The following is a 19587-nucleotide window of genomic DNA, read 5'->3' as shown; positions in this document are numbered from 1 at the left end:
CGGTCGGTGCTCGATTAGACGATATAATTTGCTTGCATTGATCGATGCGGGCCATGAATAGTCGCAGCCATGGCAAGCCAGGATTTCAACGATCTGCTGGCTTTCGTAGCCGTCGCCCGCGAGCGCAGCTTTACGAAAGCCGCCGCGAAACTGGGCGTCGTGCAGTCGACGCTCAGCCATACGATCAAGCGCCTGGAATCGCAGATGGGCCTGCGGCTTCTCACGCGCACGACCCGCAGCGTCGGCCTGACCGAGGCGGGCGAGCGACTTCAGGCCTCGGTTGCGCCCCGCATCGAAGAGATCGAGCGCGATATCGCGGCGCTGATGTCCCTGCGCGACACGCCGTCGGGGACCGTCCGGATCACGCTCTCCGAACATGCGCTGGAAACGGTCGTCTGGCCAAAGCTGTCGCCGGCCCTGAAAAAATATCCCGATCTCAAAGTCGAGTTCAGCCTCGACACGGCCTTCCGCAACATCGTCGAAGACGGTTTCGATGCAGGCATACGCCTCGGTGAGAGTGTCGAGAAAGACATGATCGCGGTGCGCATCGGCCCGGATTGGCGGCTCGTCGCGGTCGCCTCGCCCGGATATCTGAAAGAGCACCCGAAACCAAAGCATCCGCAAGATCTGTTAGATCACGTCTGCATCAAACGTCGCGAGGCGGCGGGCGGTCATTATGTATGGGAGTTCGCCAAGAACGGTTCTGACTTGCGGGTACGCATCGAGGGACAAGTGACCTTCAATGAGTCGCGCGCGATGATCGACGCCGCCGTGAAGGGCTTCGGCATCGCCTATGTCCCCGAAGACATGGTGGCGCAGCACATCCGGTCCGGCGAACTCGTCATCGTGCTCGACGACTGGTCGCCGAAATTCGATGGCTATTATGTCTATTATCCGACCTCGCGGCAGAACTCGGCTGCATTCAAGGTGATCGTCGACGCGCTACGCCATCACGACGCGCGAAGGAAGCGCGGTTAGTACGAAGCTTTTCCGCCATCCCTGAGGGCTGTGCTGTGCCTCCTTCGGGTATAGCGTTCAGCCAACAGGCCCAGGAATCCAATCGTCGCCGGACAGTGGCTTGACTGTGACGTCAGGAATGACACCGAGCTCCATGCTCGGATCGAAATGGCGCATCGTCCGCTCATTGAGGTCAATGATGCGGCCGGGCCTGAGCGGCCCCACGTCATTTATCTTGACGATGACCTTCTTGCCGACGGCCTCGACGAGAGCATATTTCGGTCGCGCCCCGAATTGGACCCCACCAAATTTCCGACGCAAGCTCGTCTTGATGGCAGCCGTCCATACCGAGGGATCATAACGCTCGCCGGAGGCTGTGCTCGGGCCGCCTTCCTCTTTACCGGGCTTGAATGGATTATACGTGGATGCTGCGCCAACGATCGCATCCCCAGAGGCGGCATCGACGACAGCGCTTGGCTGAACCTCACTTGTTGCACTTCGAGCAACGGTAACGGAAACGGCAAGCGCAACCAGGGCGCCGCAAATTGCGGCGCTCGAGCGGAACAACATCAGATCTCCTTTGATTTTCCGGATCGTGCGGTTCCCGATGCCGCAGAACATGGTCAAGCGAACGCGGAGGCGTTTCGAACTTGCGCCAATTCTTTGCGGATTCGAGAACCCCGGCTGCGGAACCTTTGTGGGAACCAGATCGGTCCCGCACAGTGTTTTAGTTGTAGCCGTCTAAGACAGGAATTGCGTCAGCAGCATGACTCCGAGAGCCGCGGATTTCGACTTCCGGAGTCTTACGTGCTCAGCGATAGAAGCGAATTGCGGGACTTCCGTGAAAGCCGCAACAGCGCGAGACTGCAGGAGACGTTGCATATCGTCGTTCGGCAGCAGGAGGCTCTAGCCTACGCCGATCACCCCGCCGCGCTTGATCAGCTCCTTCCCCACTGCCGCAAGATGCACCTGATCCGGTCCGTCGCCGATACGGATGAAGCGGGCGTAGACGTAAGCACGCGCGAGGAACGTATCCTGCGAGACGCCGGCAGCGCCGTGGATCTGGATGGCGCGGTCGATGACGCGGGCGGCCATGCTGGGCACCACGATCTTGGCGGCCGCGATCAGGTCGCGCGCGGCCTTGTTGCCTTCGCGGTCCATCCTGTCGGCGGCCTGCAACGTGAGCAAGCGCGCCTGCGCGACCTCGCAGAATGAATGTGCGATGTCCTCGCGCACCGAGCCCTGCTCCGCGAGCGGCTTGCCGAAGGCTGTGCGGGAGACCGCGCGCTGGCACATCAATTCCAGCGCGCGCTGGGCGCAACCGATCAGCCGCATGCAATGATGGATGCGGCCGGGGCCGAGCCTACCTTGCGCGATTTCGAAGCCGCGGCCTTCGCCGAGCAGGATGTTCTCGGCGGGCACACGGACGTTCTCGTAGACGATCTCGGGGTGGCCGACCGGCGCGTCGTCGTAGCCGTAAGTGAGCATGTCCCGGACGATGCGCACGCCAGGCGTCGCCTTCGGCACCAGGATCATGGATTGCTGGCGATGACGATCGGGATCGTCGGGCGCGGTCTTGCCCATCACGATCAGGATATCGCAATCCTCGTTCATTGCGCCTGACGTGAACCACTTCCGGCCGTTGACGACGTAGTCGCCGCCGTCTCGCTCGATCTGGCACTGGATGTTGGTGGCGTCGCTGGAGGCGACCTGCGGCTCCGTCATCGAGAAGCCGGAGCGGATGCGTCCTTCCAGCAGCGGCTTCAACCAGCGCTCCTGCTGCGCGGGCGTGCCGTAATTTGCCAGCACCTCCATGTTGCCGACATCGGGCGCCGAGCAATTGAAGATTTCGGGCGCCCAGAGGATGCGGCCCATGATCTCCTTCACGGGCGCATATTCGAGGTTCGTCAATCCGGGTCCGTGCTCGCCGGATAGGAACAGGTTCCAGAGCCCCTGCTCGCGCGCCAGCCGTTTCAGGTCCTGCAACACTTGCGGCGTCTTGTAGCGCGTCGCTTCCGGCTTCACCTGCTCGTAATAGAGCTCTTCGACCGGCTCGACATGCGTCCGCATGAACTGACGGACGCGCTCCTGCAGCTCCAGCGAACGGTCGGAGTGGTGGAAATCCATTTTGCTCTCCTGTTCGCTGAAGGTGATCGCACTTTGCTTCCGTGGTAGGTGGACGCACGCTTCGCCCTTCGTGACGACCGCTCCGCGGTCTCCTCAGGGTGAGGCTAAGCGGCATTCGCGCCTGTTGAACCTGCCGCTACGCATTCCGCCCTCATCCTGAGGAGCCCGCGAAAGCGGGCGTCTCGAAGGATGCGCCGTCACCAACCGCGATAGCCGGCTTGCCATCACGTGCCGCGCAACAGCTCGCTCGCCACGATCCAGTCGTTGCCGTCGAACTGGAGCATATAGCCGTCCTTGATCGGGCGGAAATCCTGCGGCGTGGTGTTGAGCGTGATGCCGGGCATCAGCAGCGACAGCGGCACGTTCTTCAGGTTCGCCGCCTGCGCCATGATGTTCTCGCGCGTCAGATTGTCCTTGCACTGCTTGAGCAGCACCACCAGCGCCTCGGCGACGGTGTAGCCGTAGAGACCGGCAACATTGTTGACGTCGGCATTGGGCAGGCGCTTCTTCATGAAGTCGATATAGATCGTCATCGCCGGATCGTCCTTCGGCACCTCGACGAACGGCTTGAGCGAGCCGAGCGAGAGCACGCCCTTGCCTGCGTCGAGCCCGGCCGGCACCATCACAGTCGCCTTGTTGGCGCAGCCGGAGGCGAGGAAGCGCGTCGCCTGCCAGCCGACCTCATGCGCCTTGCGGATCGCCTGGGCGCAAGCGCGCGGCGTCACCGAATAGATCATGAAGACGTCGGCCTTGGTGTTGGCGAGCGTCAGCACCTGGGAATCGACGGTGGGGTCGGCGACCTCGAAGCTCGACGCCATCGCGATCGCCTTGTCTGCATCGGCGCCAAGCGCTTCCTTGACGCCGCGCAGATACTCCTTGCCGGCGTCATCGTTCTGATAGAGCACCGCGAAGCGCGCATTGGGGTTCTTGGCGCGGGCATAGGCGACGTCGATGGCGGCTTCGCTGGTGTAGTTCGGGGCCCAAGGCAGCGCCATCGACCAGGGCATGTTGGCGGGGTCGTTCCACTTCGAGGCCGAGCTGATCAGAAATAGCTGCGGCACCTTGTTGCTGTTGAGATATTTCGCGATCGCCGAGCTCGGGGCCGTGCCCATGGTCGCGAAGATGAAGGCGACGCCATCGCCCTCGACCAGCCGCCGTGCCGCTTCCATGGTCTTCGGCGGCGAGAACGCGTCGTCGAGCGACAGCAGATTGAGCTTGCGGCCGTTGACGCCGCCCTTCTCGTTGACCTCGTCAAAATAGGCCGCGATCACCCTGCCGGTGATGCCGAGCGGCGACGCAGGCCCGCTATAGGGCATGGTGTTGCCGATCTTGATCTCGGTGTCGGTGACGCCGGGACCATAGGATTTTTGTGCGGAGGCCGGCGCAGACAGGCAGGCAGCCAGCGCTGCGGCCAGGACAAAAGCGGCTTTCATGCTTTCTCCCCGGTGATGGTCGTCCGCGCGAGGCAGGCGCGGCGTGCTGCTTCTGTCAGCGCGTCAGATCAGCGGAGTTCCGCGAGGCGGTCTTGCGTCGAGTTGCTGGTTAGCGGCGCCGCCGGGACGACAGCCAGCACAGCAGCCCTCGCGGGCAGCATACATTGACGCAAACCAAGCTCGGAAGCGGCGCCTCAGCCGCGCGTCCGCTCCATCTCCAGCTCGGCCTTGAGGTTGTCGAGATCGCGATAAATTGAAGCAACCGCAAGGACGCGGCCGCCCTTGCGGTACTTCAGCAGGCAGTCTTTGCCGGAAATGCTGCCGTCGATCGCGATGTCGTCGAAGCTCTCGGCGTGGCCGACATAGTTGATCGGCACGTCATAGTGCTGCGACCAGAAGAACGGCACGGCGTCGAAGCGCTCGCGCTTTCCGAGCATGTTGCGCGCCGCGGTCTGGCCCTGCCGCTCCGCCACGACCCAGTGCTCGACGCGGATGGTTTGCCGTGAATGCGGATCGGGCCAGCGCGCGATGTCGCCGGCCGCGAAGATGCCGGATACGCTGGTCTCCAGATATTCGCTCACGCTGACGCCCCGGTCGGTCGCAAGCCCCGCCTGCTCGGCGAGCGCGAGGCGCGGCCTGACGCCGATTCCGACCACGACCAGTTCGGCCTCGATCACGCCGCCGCTCTTCAACGTGGCGCGCGTGCCGTCCAGCTTTTCCACCGTGTCCTTGAGATGGAAGTTGACGCCATTCTCCTCATGCAGCGCGCGCACGAAGTCGCCCATCTCGGGACCGAGCACCTTCTGCATCGGCCGTTCGTCCGGCGCGACCACGTGCACCTCGATCTTGCGTGCCCGCAAGGAAGCCGCAACTTCGAGGCCGATGAAGCTGGCGCCGATCACCAGCGCACGATTGGCGCTGCCAGCCGCCTTGATGATGGCGCGGCTGTCGGCGACGGAGCGCAAGGTGTAGACATGAGGCTGGTCCGCACCCGGAATCTGCAATCTGACCGGCTCGGCGCCGGTCGCGAGCAGCAGCCGGTCGAACGGCAGCCTGTCGCCGTTGCCCAGCGTCACGCCGCGCGTCTTCGCCTCGATCGCGGAGACTTTCGTGCTGAGTCTGAGGTCGATGCCGGCGTCCTGATAGTAGTCTTCGCCTCGCAGCGGCAGCCAATCCTCCGGCGCGTTGCCCGCGAGGTAATCCTTGGAGAGATTTGGCCGGTCCGCCGGCATCGCGCTGTCATTGCTGAGCATCGTGATAGCGCCGGCAAAGCCCTCGCGACGGAGCGTCTGCGCCGCCGCGAAGGCCGCCGCGCCGCCGCCGATGATGACGAATTTTTCCGGCGCTGGCGCTGTACGGTGAGGCACCGAAGCCTTCGGCATCTCGCGCTTGCGCTGAACGATGATCTTGTCCTGATCGCGCGAGACCTCCCACACCGCCAGCGCATTCAGCGCCGGCGGACGGGTCGCCTCGCCTGACCGCAAGGAGAAGCAGGCGTGATGCCAGGGGCAGCGGATGGTGTCGTCAACCACCAGCCCTTCGGCGAGCGGACCGTGATAGTGGCTGCAGGCCGGCTCGATCGCAAAGATCTCGCTGCCGGCCTCCACCAGCAGGACATCTTCCTCGCCGACATGGCCGAGCAATTTGCCGTCCTTGAACTCGGCGAGCGACACGCCCCTGCACAGGTCGGGCCCGCTTGGCTTCTTGTCCTCGGTCATGGCGTCGCCTCCTTGAACTGTCGCGGATCAATCGACCGAATTGGCCAGCCCCAGCAGCTCCTGGCGTGTCAACGCATTGTCGCGGAACACGCCGAGCATGCGGCTGGTGACGAGATCGGTCCCGGGCTTGTGCGCGCCGCGCGTGGTCATGCAGTGATGCGTTGCCTTGATGATGACCCCGACGCCTTCGGGCCTCAGCACATCGTTGATCGTGTTGGCGATCTGCGCGGTCATCTTCTCCTGGATCTGAAGCCGTTTGGCGTAGATGTCGACGAGACGCGCGAGCTTGGAGATGCCGACTACGCGCCGTTGCGGGATATATGCGACCCAGGCGCGGCCGACGATCGGTGCCATGTGGTGCTCGCAATGGCTTTCGAAGCGAACGCCGCGCAGGACGATCATCTCGTCATAGCCTTCGATCTCCTCGAACGTCTTTTGCAGAATTTCGGTCGGATCCTGTGCATAACCGGAGAAATACTCCTCGAAGGCGCGCGTGACCCGGTCCGGCGTGTCGCGTAGACCGTCGCGCGCGGGATCGTCGCCGGCCCAGCGGATCATGGTGCGGATCGCCTGCTCGACGTCGGCCCTCTCAGGCCGTTCGCTCGGCGCCTGCGCGACCGCGACACGTTCCAGCCTGCGTGTTTGTGTCTTCATCGAGAACCTCCCCTGCAACGAACCGCATACAGAAAGCGGCCCCACAGCTTGGACGGCTGCGATTGGAAAAGGTTCCCGGAATCAGGAAAAATCGGAAGCTGGCAGGCGGCGAGACAGTGGGACGAGAAACCCGGCTCTATGACGCCGCTTGCCGCACATCAAGCACGGCCTGCGCCCATTCCGCCGGCCGCTCCTGCGGCAGGTTGTGACCGGCATCCGTGAGCACGCGTGCCTCGAAAAAGCCCTCGAACTTGCGCGCGTGATGCGCCGTGCCGAAATTGACGCCATCGCTGTCGCCGTCGACCGCGATGGTCGGGACACGGATCGGCGGCTGGCCTGCGAGCCTTGCCTCGATCGCGGCGTATGCGGGATCGCCCGCGACCAGCGCGTAACGATGTCGATAGGAGTGGATCACGACATCGACGAAATCAGGGTTGTCGAACGAGATTGCGCTGTTCTCGAACGTCGTGTCGTCGAAAGTCCATTTCGGCGACCACATCGCCCAGAGCTGGCGCGCAAAGCCGCGCCGATTGCGCTCCAGCGCGCGGCGGCCGCGCTCGTTGTGGAACAGATATTGATACCAGAGTGCCGCCTCCTCCGGCGGTGAGGCCGGCTCCATGGCGCGGGCGATGTTCTGGATGTTGTAGGAATTGCCGGAGACCAGCCCGATCACGCGCTCGGGATACAGCACCGAGACCACACAGGCCGCGCGGCCGCCCCAGTCATAACCGCCGACCACCGCGCGCTTGATGCCGAGCGCATCCATGAAGGCCAGCAGATCGGCACCAAGCGCCGCCTGCTCGCCGGAGCGTAGCGTCTCTGGAAAGCGGAACCGCGTCGGTCCGTAGCCGCGCAGCCAGGGCACCAGCACCCGCGCGCCCGCCTGCGCGATGATCGGCGCGGTCTCGGCATAGGCGTTCACGTCGTAGGGAAAGCCGTGGCCCATGATGCAAGGCCAGCCGTCCGGCGCGCCGTATTCGCGATAGGCGATGTCGAGAATATCCGTGCTGATTGTTTTTTGTTGCATGATTGGCTTGCGGACTCGCTCGAAGACCTAGCCCGACTACCCGGTCGTTACTTCTGCGGGCCGGACAGCGAGATGTCGCGCTCGGCCCGGAATACGTTGCTGTAGAGATTGGCGATCCACTGCCGGCCGATCTCGGTCTTGTTGAGATAGCCGATCTCGGTCTGGATGTGCGGTGCGACGCTGTTCCAGTAAAATTGCGGATAGCGGTTCACGACGTCGGCCGGCGAGTCATAACCGAGCTGACGATTGATGCCGACCTCCTCGAACTCGTAGTAGAGCGCGTTGGCCTTGCGCAGATAATTGGGGTCGCCGAGCTGGCCGATGAAGTCGGCAGCGCGCAGGATCGAGGCCTCGTCGTCATAGTCCTGGCCTTCCTGGGCCGGAAACCGCGTGCCCTCAATGGCGCGAGCAATGCGTTCCGGATCCAGCCCGGGAATATGCCGCAGCCGCCGCGTTACATAAAGCTTGGAACGATCGACGTGATACATCATCAAACTCGCGTCCGATGCACCGCGCGGCAACGAGATCTTGGTGTCGGCCGCATCGATCACGAAGCCGTCGGCGTCATCCTCCTCGAACAGGCCACGCACATAGCCGATGTCGTGGGCGAGGCAGGCGATCAGGACATGGACGTAGTCCGCGGCCGACAGATGCGTATGAAGACTTCGGCCGCTGAGAATGGAATGGCCGACCAGCGTCACCAGCATCGTATGCTCGATATTGTGATAGAGCGCATCGCTGTTGCCGATGCATTCCATCGCGGTGCGGGTCGCGCTCTCGACAATACTTGCGGACGTCTCGTCGTACCGGCGACGCATGAACGTACCGAGCAACTTCTCGAGGGACTCGGCCGCCAGTCTCGGCAACGTCATCATGGATGCAGCCCCGCTTGTCGGTGGTGTCCCACGCCTACTCCCGACGTCTCATTGTTGTCCTCGACGCAACCGTCAGCATAGCCCATCTTGGGCCGCGTGACCAAATGCCGTGACGAAAATACGGAAATATGTTGCCGTGGTGTCTCGCGATATCGCGGTTGCGGTGCCGGTTCGATACACCCAGTCCTGGGGCGGCGCCGCGACGGCAGGACCCGCAATCATTCCACCAGCAGCACGTCGACGGCGACGTCGAGCTTCTGCTTCGGCGAGCCGACGATGATGCCGTCGACCGGCGAGACGTCGGAAAAGTCGCGGCCGACCGCGAGCACGATATGGTCGCCAGCGACCATAAGATCGTTGGTCGGATCGAAATCGACCCAACCAAGCTCCGCCCCGCACCACAGCGACACCCAGGCATGGGTGGCGTCGGCGCCCTGCAGGCGCGGCTGGCCCGCCGGCGGAATGGTGCGCAAATATCCGCTGACATAGGCCGCGGGCAGGCCCAGCCCGCGCAAGCCCGCGATCATCACATGGGCAAAATCCTGACAGACGCCATGGCGCTTGGCGAAGACCTCGTCGAGCGGCGTCGAGATCACCGTCGCCTTGGGGTCGTAGCGAAACTCGGTGCGGATGCGATGCATGAGATCGACCGCTCCCGCGAGGATGCCCGCGCCGGGCGCAAAGCTGGTCGCCGCATAGGCGCTGACCGGCCCCAGCACCGGCACCAGCGGACTCGCAAAGACATAGCCGACCGGCGAGGACGGCCCGAGGCTCGTCGCCTCGAAGGCGATGTCGCGAACGCTCTCCCAGGCCGGGCTCGCAGCGGCGCGCGCCGGCGGCTGGCGCGACACCTTCACGCGCGAGCGCGAGTCGATGCGCAGAGTGCGATGCGCGGCCTCGATCACGACGCTCTCGGTCAGGGTGCCGAAAAAATCACGGCGAACATGACGCTCAGCGGGGCGCGGACGGATCTCGACATTATGCGAGATCAGCTCCTGGTCGTTGCCGCCCCTCGGCTCCAGCCGCAGCGTGCAGCGGGCGAAGCTGACCGGATTCTCATACTCGTAAGTGGTGACGTGACGGATGTCGTAGATCACGCCAGCCCCGTCAGCTTTTCCGGGCGGCTGGCATTGGGGCCGTGCGGGAAATAGTGCTGCCCGACCGCCTCGGCGAGGCTGAGCAGATCCTGCTCCAGCGCGAACAGCGTCTTGACCTCGAGCTTCTCGGCCTCCGCGGTCGCAAGCATTGCCTGCATCGCGACCGCAAGCCGTTGCGGCTTCTCGATCAGGCCGTGCTCCTTCAGGCTCGGCAGCGCCGCAATGTGCTCGTTCAGCGCCGTCACCTGGAACGCAACCGAACGCGGATTGTAGCTGTCGAGCACGGCGAGGTCGCGCACCGGCGCCAGGATCGGCGCCAGCAGATAACGCGAACGGTAGGTGATCTGGCAATCCACCAGCGTCAGCAGGATATCGAGATCCTCGTCGCCGGCCTCGTCATAGGCGAACTGCCGGGCAAAACGCGTGGTGTTGATGGCGCGCTCGGTGCGGCGGCCGATATCGAGGAAGCGCCAGCCGGCGGCGCGGTTCATGTTCTCATGCGCAAGGCCGGCAAAGCTCGCGAGTTCCTGCAAGGTCAGCTCGGCCGCGCTCAGCACGCCGTCGTCGCCCTCGACCTCCAAAGCCAACCGCTCGGTCATCTCGGTGATGACTTGCCAGGCATCGGGCGATAGCCGCTCGCGCAGGGAGGTCGCCGTGCGCTGGGCCGCGCGGACCAGCGACAATGCCGAGCCGAAACGCTCCGGGCTCTGCAGCGCTTCGGCAACGATGCGGCCGGGCGCCGCGCGCGATGTTTGCGAGATCGCGCCCCAGGCCACCAGCAGGCGCTGGATGCGCTCGGCAGATTGCAGCGAGGCGGCAGTACCCTTGTTGGGCCCGCTCGGCGAGCCCAGCGCCCGCACCAGCCGCAGCGTCGCCTCGGCGCGTTCGAGATAGCGGCCGAGCCAGTACAGATTGTCGGCGGCGCGACTCGGCAGCACGCCGGCGATGCGGCGGATGCGCACCTTGTCGGTCGCAGGCAGCAGTGTCGCGGTCGGGACCTGCTTGTCCGAGATCACCCAGACGTCGGCGGAGCGCGCGCCGTCGCCCATCGACACCGCGCGCGCATCCGACTGCTCGGCGATCCGGCAGAAGCCGCCGGGCATGATGGCCCAGCCGTCGGGCGTCGCAGCTGCGAACACGCGCAGCACGAAAGGACGGGGCGTGATCTGCCCCTGCTCCCACACCGGCATGGTCGAGAGCCGCACCACCTCCTGGCCGACATAGTCCATGCCGCGCGCAGCGATGGCGTCGGTCAGGCGCCGGCGTGCGCCGGCATCGAGCTCGCTCGCGAGCACCGGACCGTTGTTGTCGAAACCGGGAACGCCGCGCCGGTAGGCGCCTCCGATCGCGACCTCGTCGAGCCGCGACAGCACCTCATCGCGCGCCGAGCGCTGGCCGCACCACCAGGTCGCGATGTGCGGCATCTTCAGTTCTTCGCCGAGCAGGCGGCGGCTGAGCGCCGGCAGGAAGCCGAGCATCGCGCGCGCCTCCAGCACGCCGGAGCCCGGCATGTTGGCGACGACGACGCCGTCCTTGCGCAGCACGTCGATCAGGCCGGCGACCCCCAGCCGCGAGGAGGCATCGAGCTCGAGCGGATCGAGTGAGTTGGAATCGACCCGGCGCAGCAGCACGTCGAGGCGCTTGAGGCCCGCAACCGTGCGGATGTGGATATGGTCGTCGCTGACGGCGAGATCGTCGCCCTCGACCAGCAGGAAGCCGAGATAGCGCGCCAGCGTCGCGTGCTCGAAATAGGTCTCGCTGAAGCTGCCCGGCGTCAGCACGCCGATGCGCGGCTCGTCGCGATCGGCGCGCGCACGAAGACTATCTCGAAACGCCTCGAAGAACGGCGCGACGCGCGGGACGTTCATCGACTTGTAGAGGTCGGAGAAGGCGCGCGAGAGCACCAGGCGGTTTTCCAGCGCATAGCCCGCGCCCGACGGTGCCTGCGTGCGGTCGCCGAGCACCCACCAGCGGCCGTCGGGTCCGCGGCCGACGTCGGCGGCATAGAGCGAGAGATAGCGCCCGCCGGGAGGCTCCACGCCGCAGACGGGACGAAGATATTCGGGACTGCCGGCGATCGCGGCGGCCGGCAACGCGCCTTCGGCGACGAGCCGGCCCTCGCCATAGATGTCGCGCAGCACGAGCTCGAGCAGCTCGGCGCGCTGGGTGATGCCGTCGGACAGCTGCTTCCAATCGGCCTCGTCGATCAGCAGCGGCAGATGGCTGATCGACCACGGCCGGTCGGCGCTCTCGCCGGGCGCGCGATAGGTGACGCCGGCCTCGCGCAGATGTCGGTCGGCCATGCCAAACCGCCGCTCGACCTCGTCGGGCGCGAGCGCGCCGAAGGCGTCGAAGAACCGGCTCCAGACCGCGCGCGGGGCGCCGTCGGGCCCCAGGAATTCGTCGGGGATGCCGGGCAGGCGGCGATAGTCGCGGACCCATTGCGCGAAGCGGCGCTGGCCTTGACGTTGGCCTTGACGTTGGCCTTGCGCCCTACCCGCCCTGTCGTCCTCTTCGGCTGCGCCCTCGGCCATGCGCCTCTCCCTGCCCCGGCATCATACTCATTGCAGGAGCGGGGTCCGCAAGTCGAGGGTCAGCGGAAACTCACTTGTGCGTTCTTCGGGCGGCGGCTGCATCGGCCCCGGCGTGTGGCCATGGTCCTGGAAGCGCGCCAGCCGCCTCGCCTCGGCCTCATAGGTGTTGACGGGCTTGGTGTCGTAGCTGCGGCCACCGGGATGGGCGACGTGATAGACGCAGCCGCCGAGCGAGCGGCCATTCCAGGTGTCGATGAGGTCGAAGGTCAGAGGCGCGTGCACCGGAATGGTCGGATGCAGGCCGGAGGCCGGCTGCCACGCCTTGAAGCGGACACCGGCCACGGCTTCCCCGGAGCGACCGGTGGAGGTCATCGGCAGGCGGCGGCCATTGCAGGTGACGATATGGCGACCCTCGACAAAACCCTCGGTCTTCACCTGGAGCCGCTCGACCGATGAGTCGACATAGCGCACGGTGCCGCCGGCCGAGCCCTCCTCGCCGAGCACGTGCCAGGGCTCCAGCGCCTGCCGCAATTCCAGCGTCACGCCGCCATGATGGACGCGGCCGAAGGCGGGAAAGCGGAATTCGAGTTGGGCCAGATACCATTCCGGCTCGAACGGATAACCGAACTGCTTCAGCTCGCTGAGCACTTCGAGGAAATCTTCCCAGATGAAGTGCGGCAGCATGAAGCGATCGTGCAGCGCGGTGCCCCAGCGCACGAACTTGCCGGCCTGCGGCTCGCGCCAGAGTTTTGCGATCAGCGCGCGGATCAGCAACTGCTGCGCCAGCGACATGCGCGGATCGGGCGGCATTTCGAGCGCGCGAAATTCGACGAGGCCGAGCCGGCCGGTCGGTCCATCCGGCGAATAGAGCTTGTCGATGCAGATCTCGGCGCGATGGGTGTTGCCGGTGATGTCGACGAGGAGATGCCGGAACAGGCGGTCCACCAGCCACAGCGGCGCCTGATAGCCCGGCGGCGGAACGTGGGAGAGCGCGACCTCGAGCTCGTAAATGCTATCGTGGCGGGCTTCGTCGATGCGCGGCGCCTGGCTGGTCGGGCCGATGAACAGGCCGGAAAAGAAATAGGACAGCGACGGATGACGCTGCCAGTACAGCACCAGACTTTTCAGTAGATCCGGCCGGCGCAGGAACGGCGAGTCCTGCGGTGAGGAGCCGCCGAGCACGACATGATTGCCACCGCCGGTGCCGGTGTGGCGGCCGTCGACGAGGAAGCGATTGGCGCCGAGACGAATCTTGGCGGCATCCTCATAAAGCCCGACGGTGATGTCGACCGCCTCACGCCAGTTCTTTGCCGGTTGGACGTTGACTTCGATCACGCCGGGGTCAGGCGTCACCTTGATGACGTCGATGCGCGGATCGAACGGCGGCGGATAACCTTCGACATGGACCTGGAGCTGCATCTCCTCGGCGGTCGCTTCGAGGGCTGCGATCAGCTCGAGATAATCCTCGATGCGCTCGACCGGCGGCATGAAGGCGCAGAGCACGCCGTCGCGGACTTCGATCGACATCGCGGTGCGGACCGGCTCCGATTTGTCGAGACTTTCCAGCGCGAGCTGCGGCGCCGCAGATTGCGGGCGCGGCATGCGGCCGAACACCGGCAGCTTGGCCCGCGTCTCTATCGGGTCCTGTTCGACGATATAAGGATAGCGATCGGGCGGAACATATTCGAGCGCCTTGAGCGGCAACCGCAGTCCGAGCGGGGAATCGCCGGGCATCAGGAACAGATGGTTGCGACGCAGACTCCAGCGCTCGCTGCGCCAGCGCGGCGCTTCCGCGTTCCAGCGCTGCACCGGCAGCACGAAGCCCTTTGGCGTAGCGAGCCCCTCGTCGAACACCCGCGCCATACGCGCGCGCTCTTCCGGATCGGACAGCTTGGAGTCGGAAGGATCGACGTTGACGGGAAGCTCCCCCTCCTTCTGCAACCAGTAGGCGGGATCTTCATAGGCCGGCATGATGTAGCCAGGATTTAGGCCGAGCCGTGCCGCCGTGCCCTCGATAAAGGCTTCGGCGTCCCTGACCTCGGCACGCCGCGGCGTCCCGACCGTGGCGATGAGGTCGGCATTCTTCCAGATCGGCACGCCGTCCTTGCGCCAGTAGAGACCAAAGGCCCAGCGCGGCAGGCTCTCTCCGGGATACCATTTCCCTTCGCCGTAATGCAGCAGGCCGCCCGGCGCAAAGCGGGTGCGGAGGCGGCGGATCAGATCGTCCGCCAGCGCGCGCTTGGTCGGACCGACGGCGTCAATGTTCCATTCGGCCGCTTCGAGGTCATCGACGGAGACGAAGGTCGGCTCGCCGCCCATGGTGAGCCGGACGTCCTGCGCAGCGAGATCTCCGTCGACCCGCTCGCCGAGATCGTTGAGCCGCGTCCAGGATTCGTCGGAGAAAGGCTTTGTGATGCGCGGCGCCTCGCGGATGCGCCGGACGCTCATGTCGAAGGCGAACTCGACCTCGGCGAAGCCGGCGCCGCCGGAGAGCGGCGCCGCCGAGCGGTAGTGCGGCGTGGCGGCAACCGGGATGTGCCCCTCGCCCGCAAGCATGCCCGAGGTCGCGTCGAATCCGATCCAGCCCGCGCCCGGCAGATAGACCTCGGCCCAGGCGTGCAGGTCGGTGAAATCATTCTCGACCTCCGGCGGCCCCTCGATCGGATCGATGTCGGGACGGACCTGGATCAGATAGCCGGAGACGAAACGGGCGGCGAGACCGAGATGACGGAAGGTCTGGATCAGAAGCCAGGCGGAGTCGCGGCACGAGCCGGCGCAGGAGGTGAGCGTCTCTTCGGGCGTCTGCACGCCCGCCTCCATGCGAATGACGTAGCGAATCTTCTCCCGCAGCCGCTTGTTGAGATCGACCAGGAAGTTGACCGTGTTCGGGGCTTCGTGCGGGATCGTGTCGAGGTATTTCGCGAACAGGCGATCGGGCTTGATCGTCTCGAGATAAGGCGCGAGCTCTGTCTTCAGATCCTGGGTATATTCGAACGGAAAGCTGTCGGCATAGGGCTCGACGAAGAAGTCGAACGGATTGACCACGGTCATCTGCGCCGTGAAATCAACCTCGATCTTCAGCTCCGTCGCCTTCTCTGGGAAGACGTAGCGCGCCAGCCAATTTCCCTGCGGATCCTGCTGCCAATTCACGAAGTGATTGGCGGGGGTGACCTTGAGCGAATAGCTCAGGACCGGCGTGCGTGTGTGCGGCGCCGGCCGCAGGCGAATGGTCTGCGGGCCGAGATCGATCGGGCGATCGTATTTGTAGTGGGTGACGTGGTGTAATGCGACGTAGATCGACACGGGGTGCGGTGCTCCAGCAGCTTTTTTGAGCAGAACACCGCTGGTGACCTCGATCAAGCATGAACAACGGGCAGACCGTGCCTATGAAAGTATCCGCCGTAGCCCTACGCGGCGACCGTTACATCGTCGCGCCCAGCACCCAGGGCGCGAACTCGGCGCCGCCGAAATCGAAGCTCTCGCTCTTGGTCGGCTGGCCCGACGCCGTCTTGAGGATAAGATCGAAGATGCGCTGACCGCATTGCTGGACGCTCTCCTCGCCTTCGAGGATGGTGCCGCAATTGACGTCCATGTCCTCTTCCATGCGCTTGTACATGGGCGTGTTGGTGGCGAGCTTGATCGAGGGCGCCGGCTTGCAGCCGAACACACTGCCGCGGCCCGTGGTAAAGCAGACCAGATTGGCGCCGCCTGCCACCTGCCCGGTCGCAGCGACAGGATCGTAGCCGGGCGTGTCCATGAACACGAAACCCTTTTTGGTGACGGGCTCAGCATAGCGCAGCACCTCGACGAGGTTGGTGGTGCCGGCCTTCGCCATCGCGCCGAGCGACTTCTCCAAGATGGTGGTGAGGCCGCCGGCCTTGTTGCCGGGGCTCGGATTGGCGTTCATCTCGGCGCCTTCGCGCTCGGTATATTCGTCCCACCAGCGCATAAGATCGACCAGCTTCTCGCCGACCTCGCGGCTGACGGCACGGCGCGTGAGCAGATGTTCGGCGCCATAGGTCTCCGGCGTCTCCGACAGGATCACGGTGCCGCCGTGACGCACGATCAGATCGCTGGCCGCACCCAGCGCCGGGTTGGCGGACACACCGGAATAGCCGTCCGAGCCGCCGCATTGCAGCGCCACGGTCAATTCACTCACGGCGACGCTCTCGCGCTTGACCTTGTTGGAATCCGCGAGTGCCTCGCGCACAAAGGCGATGCCGGCTTCCACCGTCTTGCGGGTGCCGCCGACCTCCTGGATGTCCATCGCGCGCAGGCGGCCGGCGAGCTTCTGCTCTTCCATCAGGCCGCCGATCTGGTTCACCTCGCAGCCGAGGCCGAGCACGATCACATGAGAGAAGTTCACATGCCGCGCGTAACCGCCGAGCGTGCGGCGGAGCAGCGCCAGCGGCTCGTTCTGCGTCATGCCGCAGCCGGTCTTGTGGGTCAGCGCGACCACGCCGTCGACATTGGGGAAATCGGCCAGCGGATTGTCGCCGGTGAACGGATTCTTCTTGAAGACGTCGGCAACAAGGCTCGCGACATGCGCGCTGCAATTCACCGAGGTGAGGATGCCGATATAGTTGCGCGTGGCAACGCGGCCATCCGGGCGGCGGATGCCTTCGAAGGTCGCCGGCAGGTCGAAATTCGGCGTCGGCTTGACGTCGACGCAATAGGCATAGTCCTTGGCGAAGTCGCCCATGCCGCAGTTCTGCACGTGCACATGCTGGCCCGGCGCGATCGGCGTGGTCGCGAAGCCGATTATCTGGCCGTAACGAATGACCGGCTCGCCAACGGCGATCGGCTTGATCGCGACCTTGTGGCCGGAAGGAATCCGCTCGACCGTGGTCACGCCGTCGGCCACCAATTTGCCCGGCGGCAAGCTTGCGCGCGCGATCAGCACGCCATCATCGGGATGCAGGCGAATGACGGGGCTGATGGTCATGGGAGTCTCCTATATCGCAACTATCGTGCCCCGGACGCTGCGAAGCGCGAAAGCAATGCGCAGCGTCCAGGGCCAATTTGTCGTGTCTCTCGCAAGCGACTGGATCCCGGCTCTGCGGAGCGGCACTGCGCGCCGCACCGCGTCCGGGACACAGAGAGCTCACGCCTTGCCGGACGAATCCTTGCGGGTCGCGTTGACCTGCATCTTGGCGTAGGTGGTCATCAGGCCGACCTCGTTCGAGAGCGTCACCAGCTTGAAGCCCATGTTGACGGCGCGCGCGGCACCTTCCGCACCGCTGCAATGGATGCCCGGGTTGAGGCCGCGCTTGCCGCACTCCTTGATGATCTTCTCATAGATCGCGAGGATCTCCGGCTCGGTGCGATCGAGCTTGGGCTCGAGGCCGTAGGAGAAGCCGAGATCGGACGGGCCGATATAGACACCATCGATGCCTTCGACGTCGAAGATCGCTTCCATGTTCTCGACCGCGGTCCTGGTCTCCATCATCGGCAGCAGGACAATGTCGTCGTTGGCTGTCTTCTGATAGGAGCCCGCGGTGCCGTACATGCCGGCGCGGATCGGGCCGTTGGAGCGCACGCCCTTCGGCGGATATTTGGCATAGGAAACGAGGTTCCTGGCTTCCTGCGGCGTATTGACCATCGGGCAGATCACGCCATAGGCGCCGCCGTCGAGCACCTTGCCGATGATGCCGGGCTCGTTCCAGGGCACGCGGACCATCGGCGTGACCGGATGCTTGTCCATCGCCTGGAAGCACTGCACCATCGACAGATAATCCTGCACGCCGTGCTGCATGTCGACGGTGACGCTGTCGAAACCGCATTGTGCGACCATCTCGGCCGAGAAGCCGGAGGGAATCGCCAGCCACGCGTTGACCACGGCCTTGCCCGACTTCCAGATTTCCTTGACCTTGTTCGCCACGTTGCCTTCCTTCTTTGTTGTTTTGATCGTGTTTATTTGGACCGTGTTATTTGGACCTTCGTCACCATGACGAGCGTCGCGACAGCACAATCTGCTGTTACCGCGAACCGGGGCGCCGCGCTACGCTCGCAATGACGCAAGACCTATGCGGTTGCCCGCTGGATGCTGACTTCGCTGACGCCGACCTCGCGGGCGGTGTTCACTATTGCCGCCCAGGTGTCATCCGGCAAGGGGATGCCGTTTCGGGTCCGCTCAGCCCGGGTTTTCCGCTCGGGATCGCCGGGAATCAGCACCTGCTCGACCCCGGCCACCGGCTTGGTGGCACGGATGAACTCGGCATAGCGCGACACCTCTGCGTCGAAGACATGGGAGGTATCGACCACTTTCGGATCGACGTAAAACGCCAGCATGCCGTTGGCGAAGCGGCGACCGCCGGAAGTGGCCCCGGTTCCGGTCAGCGCGCCGCCGAGCAGCTCGCACATGAAGGCAAGCCCCGAGCCCTTGTGCTCGCCGAAGGCGCGGATCGCCCCGGTACCCTTGGTGTGATCGCGCGGACCTTCCGGCGTATAGGGGCCGTAGAGCACGGCGGGGTCCTCGCTGAGGCTGCCGTCGGCATCGACCAGCGCGCCCTTGGGCAGCTTCTTGCCGCCGCGGCTCGCGACCAGCACCTTCCCCTCCGCCACGACCGAGGTCGCAAAATCGAGCACGATCGGGTCCTGGCCCTCGCGCGGGATGCCGACGCAGTAAGGCGCAGTGGAGAGCCGTTTCTCAACGCCGCCGAACGGCGCCACCAGCAGCGAGCCCGCGGCATTGACGAAATGCACCGAGATCAGCCCTTCGGCGGCGGCCATCTCGGCCCAGTCGCCGACGCGGCCGATATGGCCGGCATTGCGCAACGCGACCGCGGCGAGCCCCGCCTTCTTGCATTTCTCGATGCCGATCCTGACCGCCTGCGGAGTCACGGTCTGGCCGTAGCCGAACTTGCCGTCGACCACCGCGAGCGAGGGCGTATCGAGCACGATTTCGGCGTTCTGGTTCGGGACCACAAAGCCCGTCTTCTTCCAGCGGATGTAGACGGGCACGCGGATGACGCCATGGCTGTCATGGCCGGTGAGATTGGCCGTGGTCAGATAGGTAGCAATCCGCTTCGCCTCCTCCGGAGAGGAGTCCGCGTGGCCGAATACCTCGCCGACGAAATCGATGAGGTTCTGGACCTGGATCGTGACCATGAATTGACCTCCCGGTTATTGTCTGGGCATGATCTTTTCGGAAAACCGCTGCAGA

General features: G+C 64.9%; 14 protein-coding genes. 1 reads left to right on the top strand and 13 read right to left on the bottom strand.

Translation table 11 applies throughout. The features are described 5' to 3' along the window. The first annotated feature begins 69 nt into the window (after positions 1–69). Positions 70–978, top strand: coding sequence for a LysR family transcriptional regulator (locus IVA74_RS28735; protein WP_247349834.1), 909 nt, complete (start codon positions 70–72; stop codon positions 976–978). Positions 979–1035: 57 nt separating this feature from the next. On the opposite strand, the gene IVA74_RS28730 is transcribed toward IVA74_RS28735, so the two are convergent. The 13 genes from IVA74_RS28730 to IVA74_RS28670 all read right to left on the bottom strand — a co-directional run bounded on the left by IVA74_RS28730 (position 1036) and on the right by IVA74_RS28670 (position 19532). Next, positions 1036–1527, bottom strand: a complete 492-nt coding sequence (locus IVA74_RS28730; RefSeq protein WP_247349833.1) for a septal ring lytic transglycosylase RlpA family protein — start codon at positions 1525–1527, stop codon at positions 1036–1038. 336 nt (positions 1528–1863) lie between these two features. Next, positions 1864–3084 carry an acyl-CoA dehydrogenase family protein gene (locus tag IVA74_RS28725; RefSeq protein WP_247349832.1) on the bottom strand — a complete coding sequence of 407 codons (1221 nt, stop codon included), beginning with the start codon at positions 3082–3084 and terminating at the stop codon, positions 1864–1866. A gap of 224 nt (positions 3085–3308) precedes the next feature. Next, positions 3309–4517 (bottom strand): ABC transporter substrate-binding protein, encoded by a 1209-nt coding sequence (locus tag IVA74_RS28720; protein WP_247349830.1) that lies wholly within the window; start codon positions 4515–4517, stop codon positions 3309–3311. Between the two features lie 194 nt (positions 4518–4711). Next, positions 4712–6235 (bottom strand): FAD-dependent oxidoreductase, encoded by a 1524-nt coding sequence (locus tag IVA74_RS28715; protein ID WP_247349829.1) that lies wholly within the window; start codon positions 6233–6235, stop codon positions 4712–4714. A 27-nt stretch (positions 6236–6262) separates the two neighbouring features. Beyond that, complete coding sequence (gene folE, locus IVA74_RS28710; RefSeq protein WP_247349828.1) at positions 6263–6889, bottom strand: GTP cyclohydrolase I FolE; 627 nt, start codon at positions 6887–6889, stop codon at positions 6263–6265. A gap of 136 nt (positions 6890–7025) precedes the next feature. After that, positions 7026–7916 (bottom strand): alpha/beta hydrolase, encoded by an 891-nt coding sequence (locus IVA74_RS28705; protein WP_247349827.1) that lies wholly within the window; start codon positions 7914–7916, stop codon positions 7026–7028. 47 nt (positions 7917–7963) lie between these two features. Beyond that, on the bottom strand, positions 7964–8791 hold the full coding sequence (locus IVA74_RS28700) for a metal-dependent phosphohydrolase (protein ID WP_247349826.1): 828 nt from the start codon (positions 8789–8791) through the stop codon (positions 7964–7966). A gap of 218 nt (positions 8792–9009) precedes the next feature. Beyond that, complete coding sequence (locus IVA74_RS28695; protein ID WP_247349825.1) at positions 9010–9888, bottom strand: transglutaminase family protein; 879 nt, start codon at positions 9886–9888, stop codon at positions 9010–9012. Then, on the bottom strand, positions 9885–12422 hold the full coding sequence (locus IVA74_RS28690) for a circularly permuted type 2 ATP-grasp protein (RefSeq protein ID WP_247349824.1): 2538 nt from the start codon (positions 12420–12422) through the stop codon (positions 9885–9887). Before IVA74_RS28690 ends, IVA74_RS28695 begins: the two co-directional genes overlap by 4 nt. 27 nt (positions 12423–12449) lie before the next feature. Further along, on the bottom strand, positions 12450–15725 hold the full coding sequence (locus tag IVA74_RS28685; RefSeq protein ID WP_247349823.1) for a transglutaminase family protein: 3276 nt from the start codon (positions 15723–15725) through the stop codon (positions 12450–12452). A gap of 118 nt (positions 15726–15843) precedes the next feature. After that, a complete protein-coding gene (locus IVA74_RS28680; RefSeq protein ID WP_247349822.1) occupies positions 15844–17367 on the bottom strand; it encodes an altronate dehydratase family protein in 1524 nt (507 codons plus the stop codon). Positions 17368–17526: 159 nt separating this feature from the next. Continuing rightward, on the bottom strand, positions 17527–18303 hold the full coding sequence (locus tag IVA74_RS28675) for an aldolase/citrate lyase family protein (RefSeq protein ID WP_247349821.1): 777 nt from the start codon (positions 18301–18303) through the stop codon (positions 17527–17529). A 143-nt stretch (positions 18304–18446) separates the two neighbouring features. Then, on the bottom strand, positions 18447–19532 hold the full coding sequence (locus IVA74_RS28670) for a malate/lactate/ureidoglycolate dehydrogenase (protein WP_247349820.1): 1086 nt from the start codon (positions 19530–19532) through the stop codon (positions 18447–18449). Between the last annotated feature and the right edge of the window lie 55 nt (positions 19533–19587).

The organism is Bradyrhizobium sp. 132 (assembly GCF_023074185.1).
Taxonomy (GTDB): domain Bacteria; phylum Pseudomonadota; class Alphaproteobacteria; order Rhizobiales; family Xanthobacteraceae; genus Bradyrhizobium.
Note: the sequence above shows the minus strand (reverse complement) of the source record. Positions and strands in the feature narration are given on the sequence as shown.

Excerpts from the sequence above, each read along its gene's own strand:
- IVA74_RS28680 (WP_247349822.1), bottom strand. The coding sequence starts at position 17,367 with ATGACCATCAGCCCCGTCATTCGCCTGCATCCCGATGATGGCGTGCTG.
- IVA74_RS28735 (WP_247349834.1), top strand. The coding sequence starts at position 70 with ATGGCAAGCCAGGATTTCAACGATCTGCTGGCTTTCGTAGCCGTCGCC.
- IVA74_RS28720 (WP_247349830.1), bottom strand. The coding sequence starts at position 4,517 with ATGAAAGCCGCTTTTGTCCTGGCCGCAGCGCTGGCTGCCTGCCTGTCT.
- IVA74_RS28715 (WP_247349829.1), bottom strand. The coding sequence starts at position 6,235 with ATGACCGAGGACAAGAAGCCAAGCGGGCCCGACCTGTGCAGGGGCGTG.
- IVA74_RS28670 (WP_247349820.1), bottom strand. The coding sequence starts at position 19,532 with ATGGTCACGATCCAGGTCCAGAACCTCATCGATTTCGTCGGCGAGGTA.
- IVA74_RS28690 (WP_247349824.1), bottom strand. The coding sequence starts at position 12,422 with ATGGCCGAGGGCGCAGCCGAAGAGGACGACAGGGCGGGTAGGGCGCAA.
- folE (WP_247349828.1), bottom strand. The coding sequence starts at position 6,889 with ATGAAGACACAAACACGCAGGCTGGAACGTGTCGCGGTCGCGCAGGCG.
- IVA74_RS28730 (WP_247349833.1), bottom strand. The coding sequence starts at position 1,527 with ATGTTGTTCCGCTCGAGCGCCGCAATTTGCGGCGCCCTGGTTGCGCTT.
- IVA74_RS28725 (WP_247349832.1), bottom strand. The coding sequence starts at position 3,084 with ATGGATTTCCACCACTCCGACCGTTCGCTGGAGCTGCAGGAGCGCGTC.
- IVA74_RS28705 (WP_247349827.1), bottom strand. The coding sequence starts at position 7,916 with ATGCAACAAAAAACAATCAGCACGGATATTCTCGACATCGCCTATCGC.
- IVA74_RS28700 (WP_247349826.1), bottom strand. The coding sequence starts at position 8,791 with ATGATGACGTTGCCGAGACTGGCGGCCGAGTCCCTCGAGAAGTTGCTC.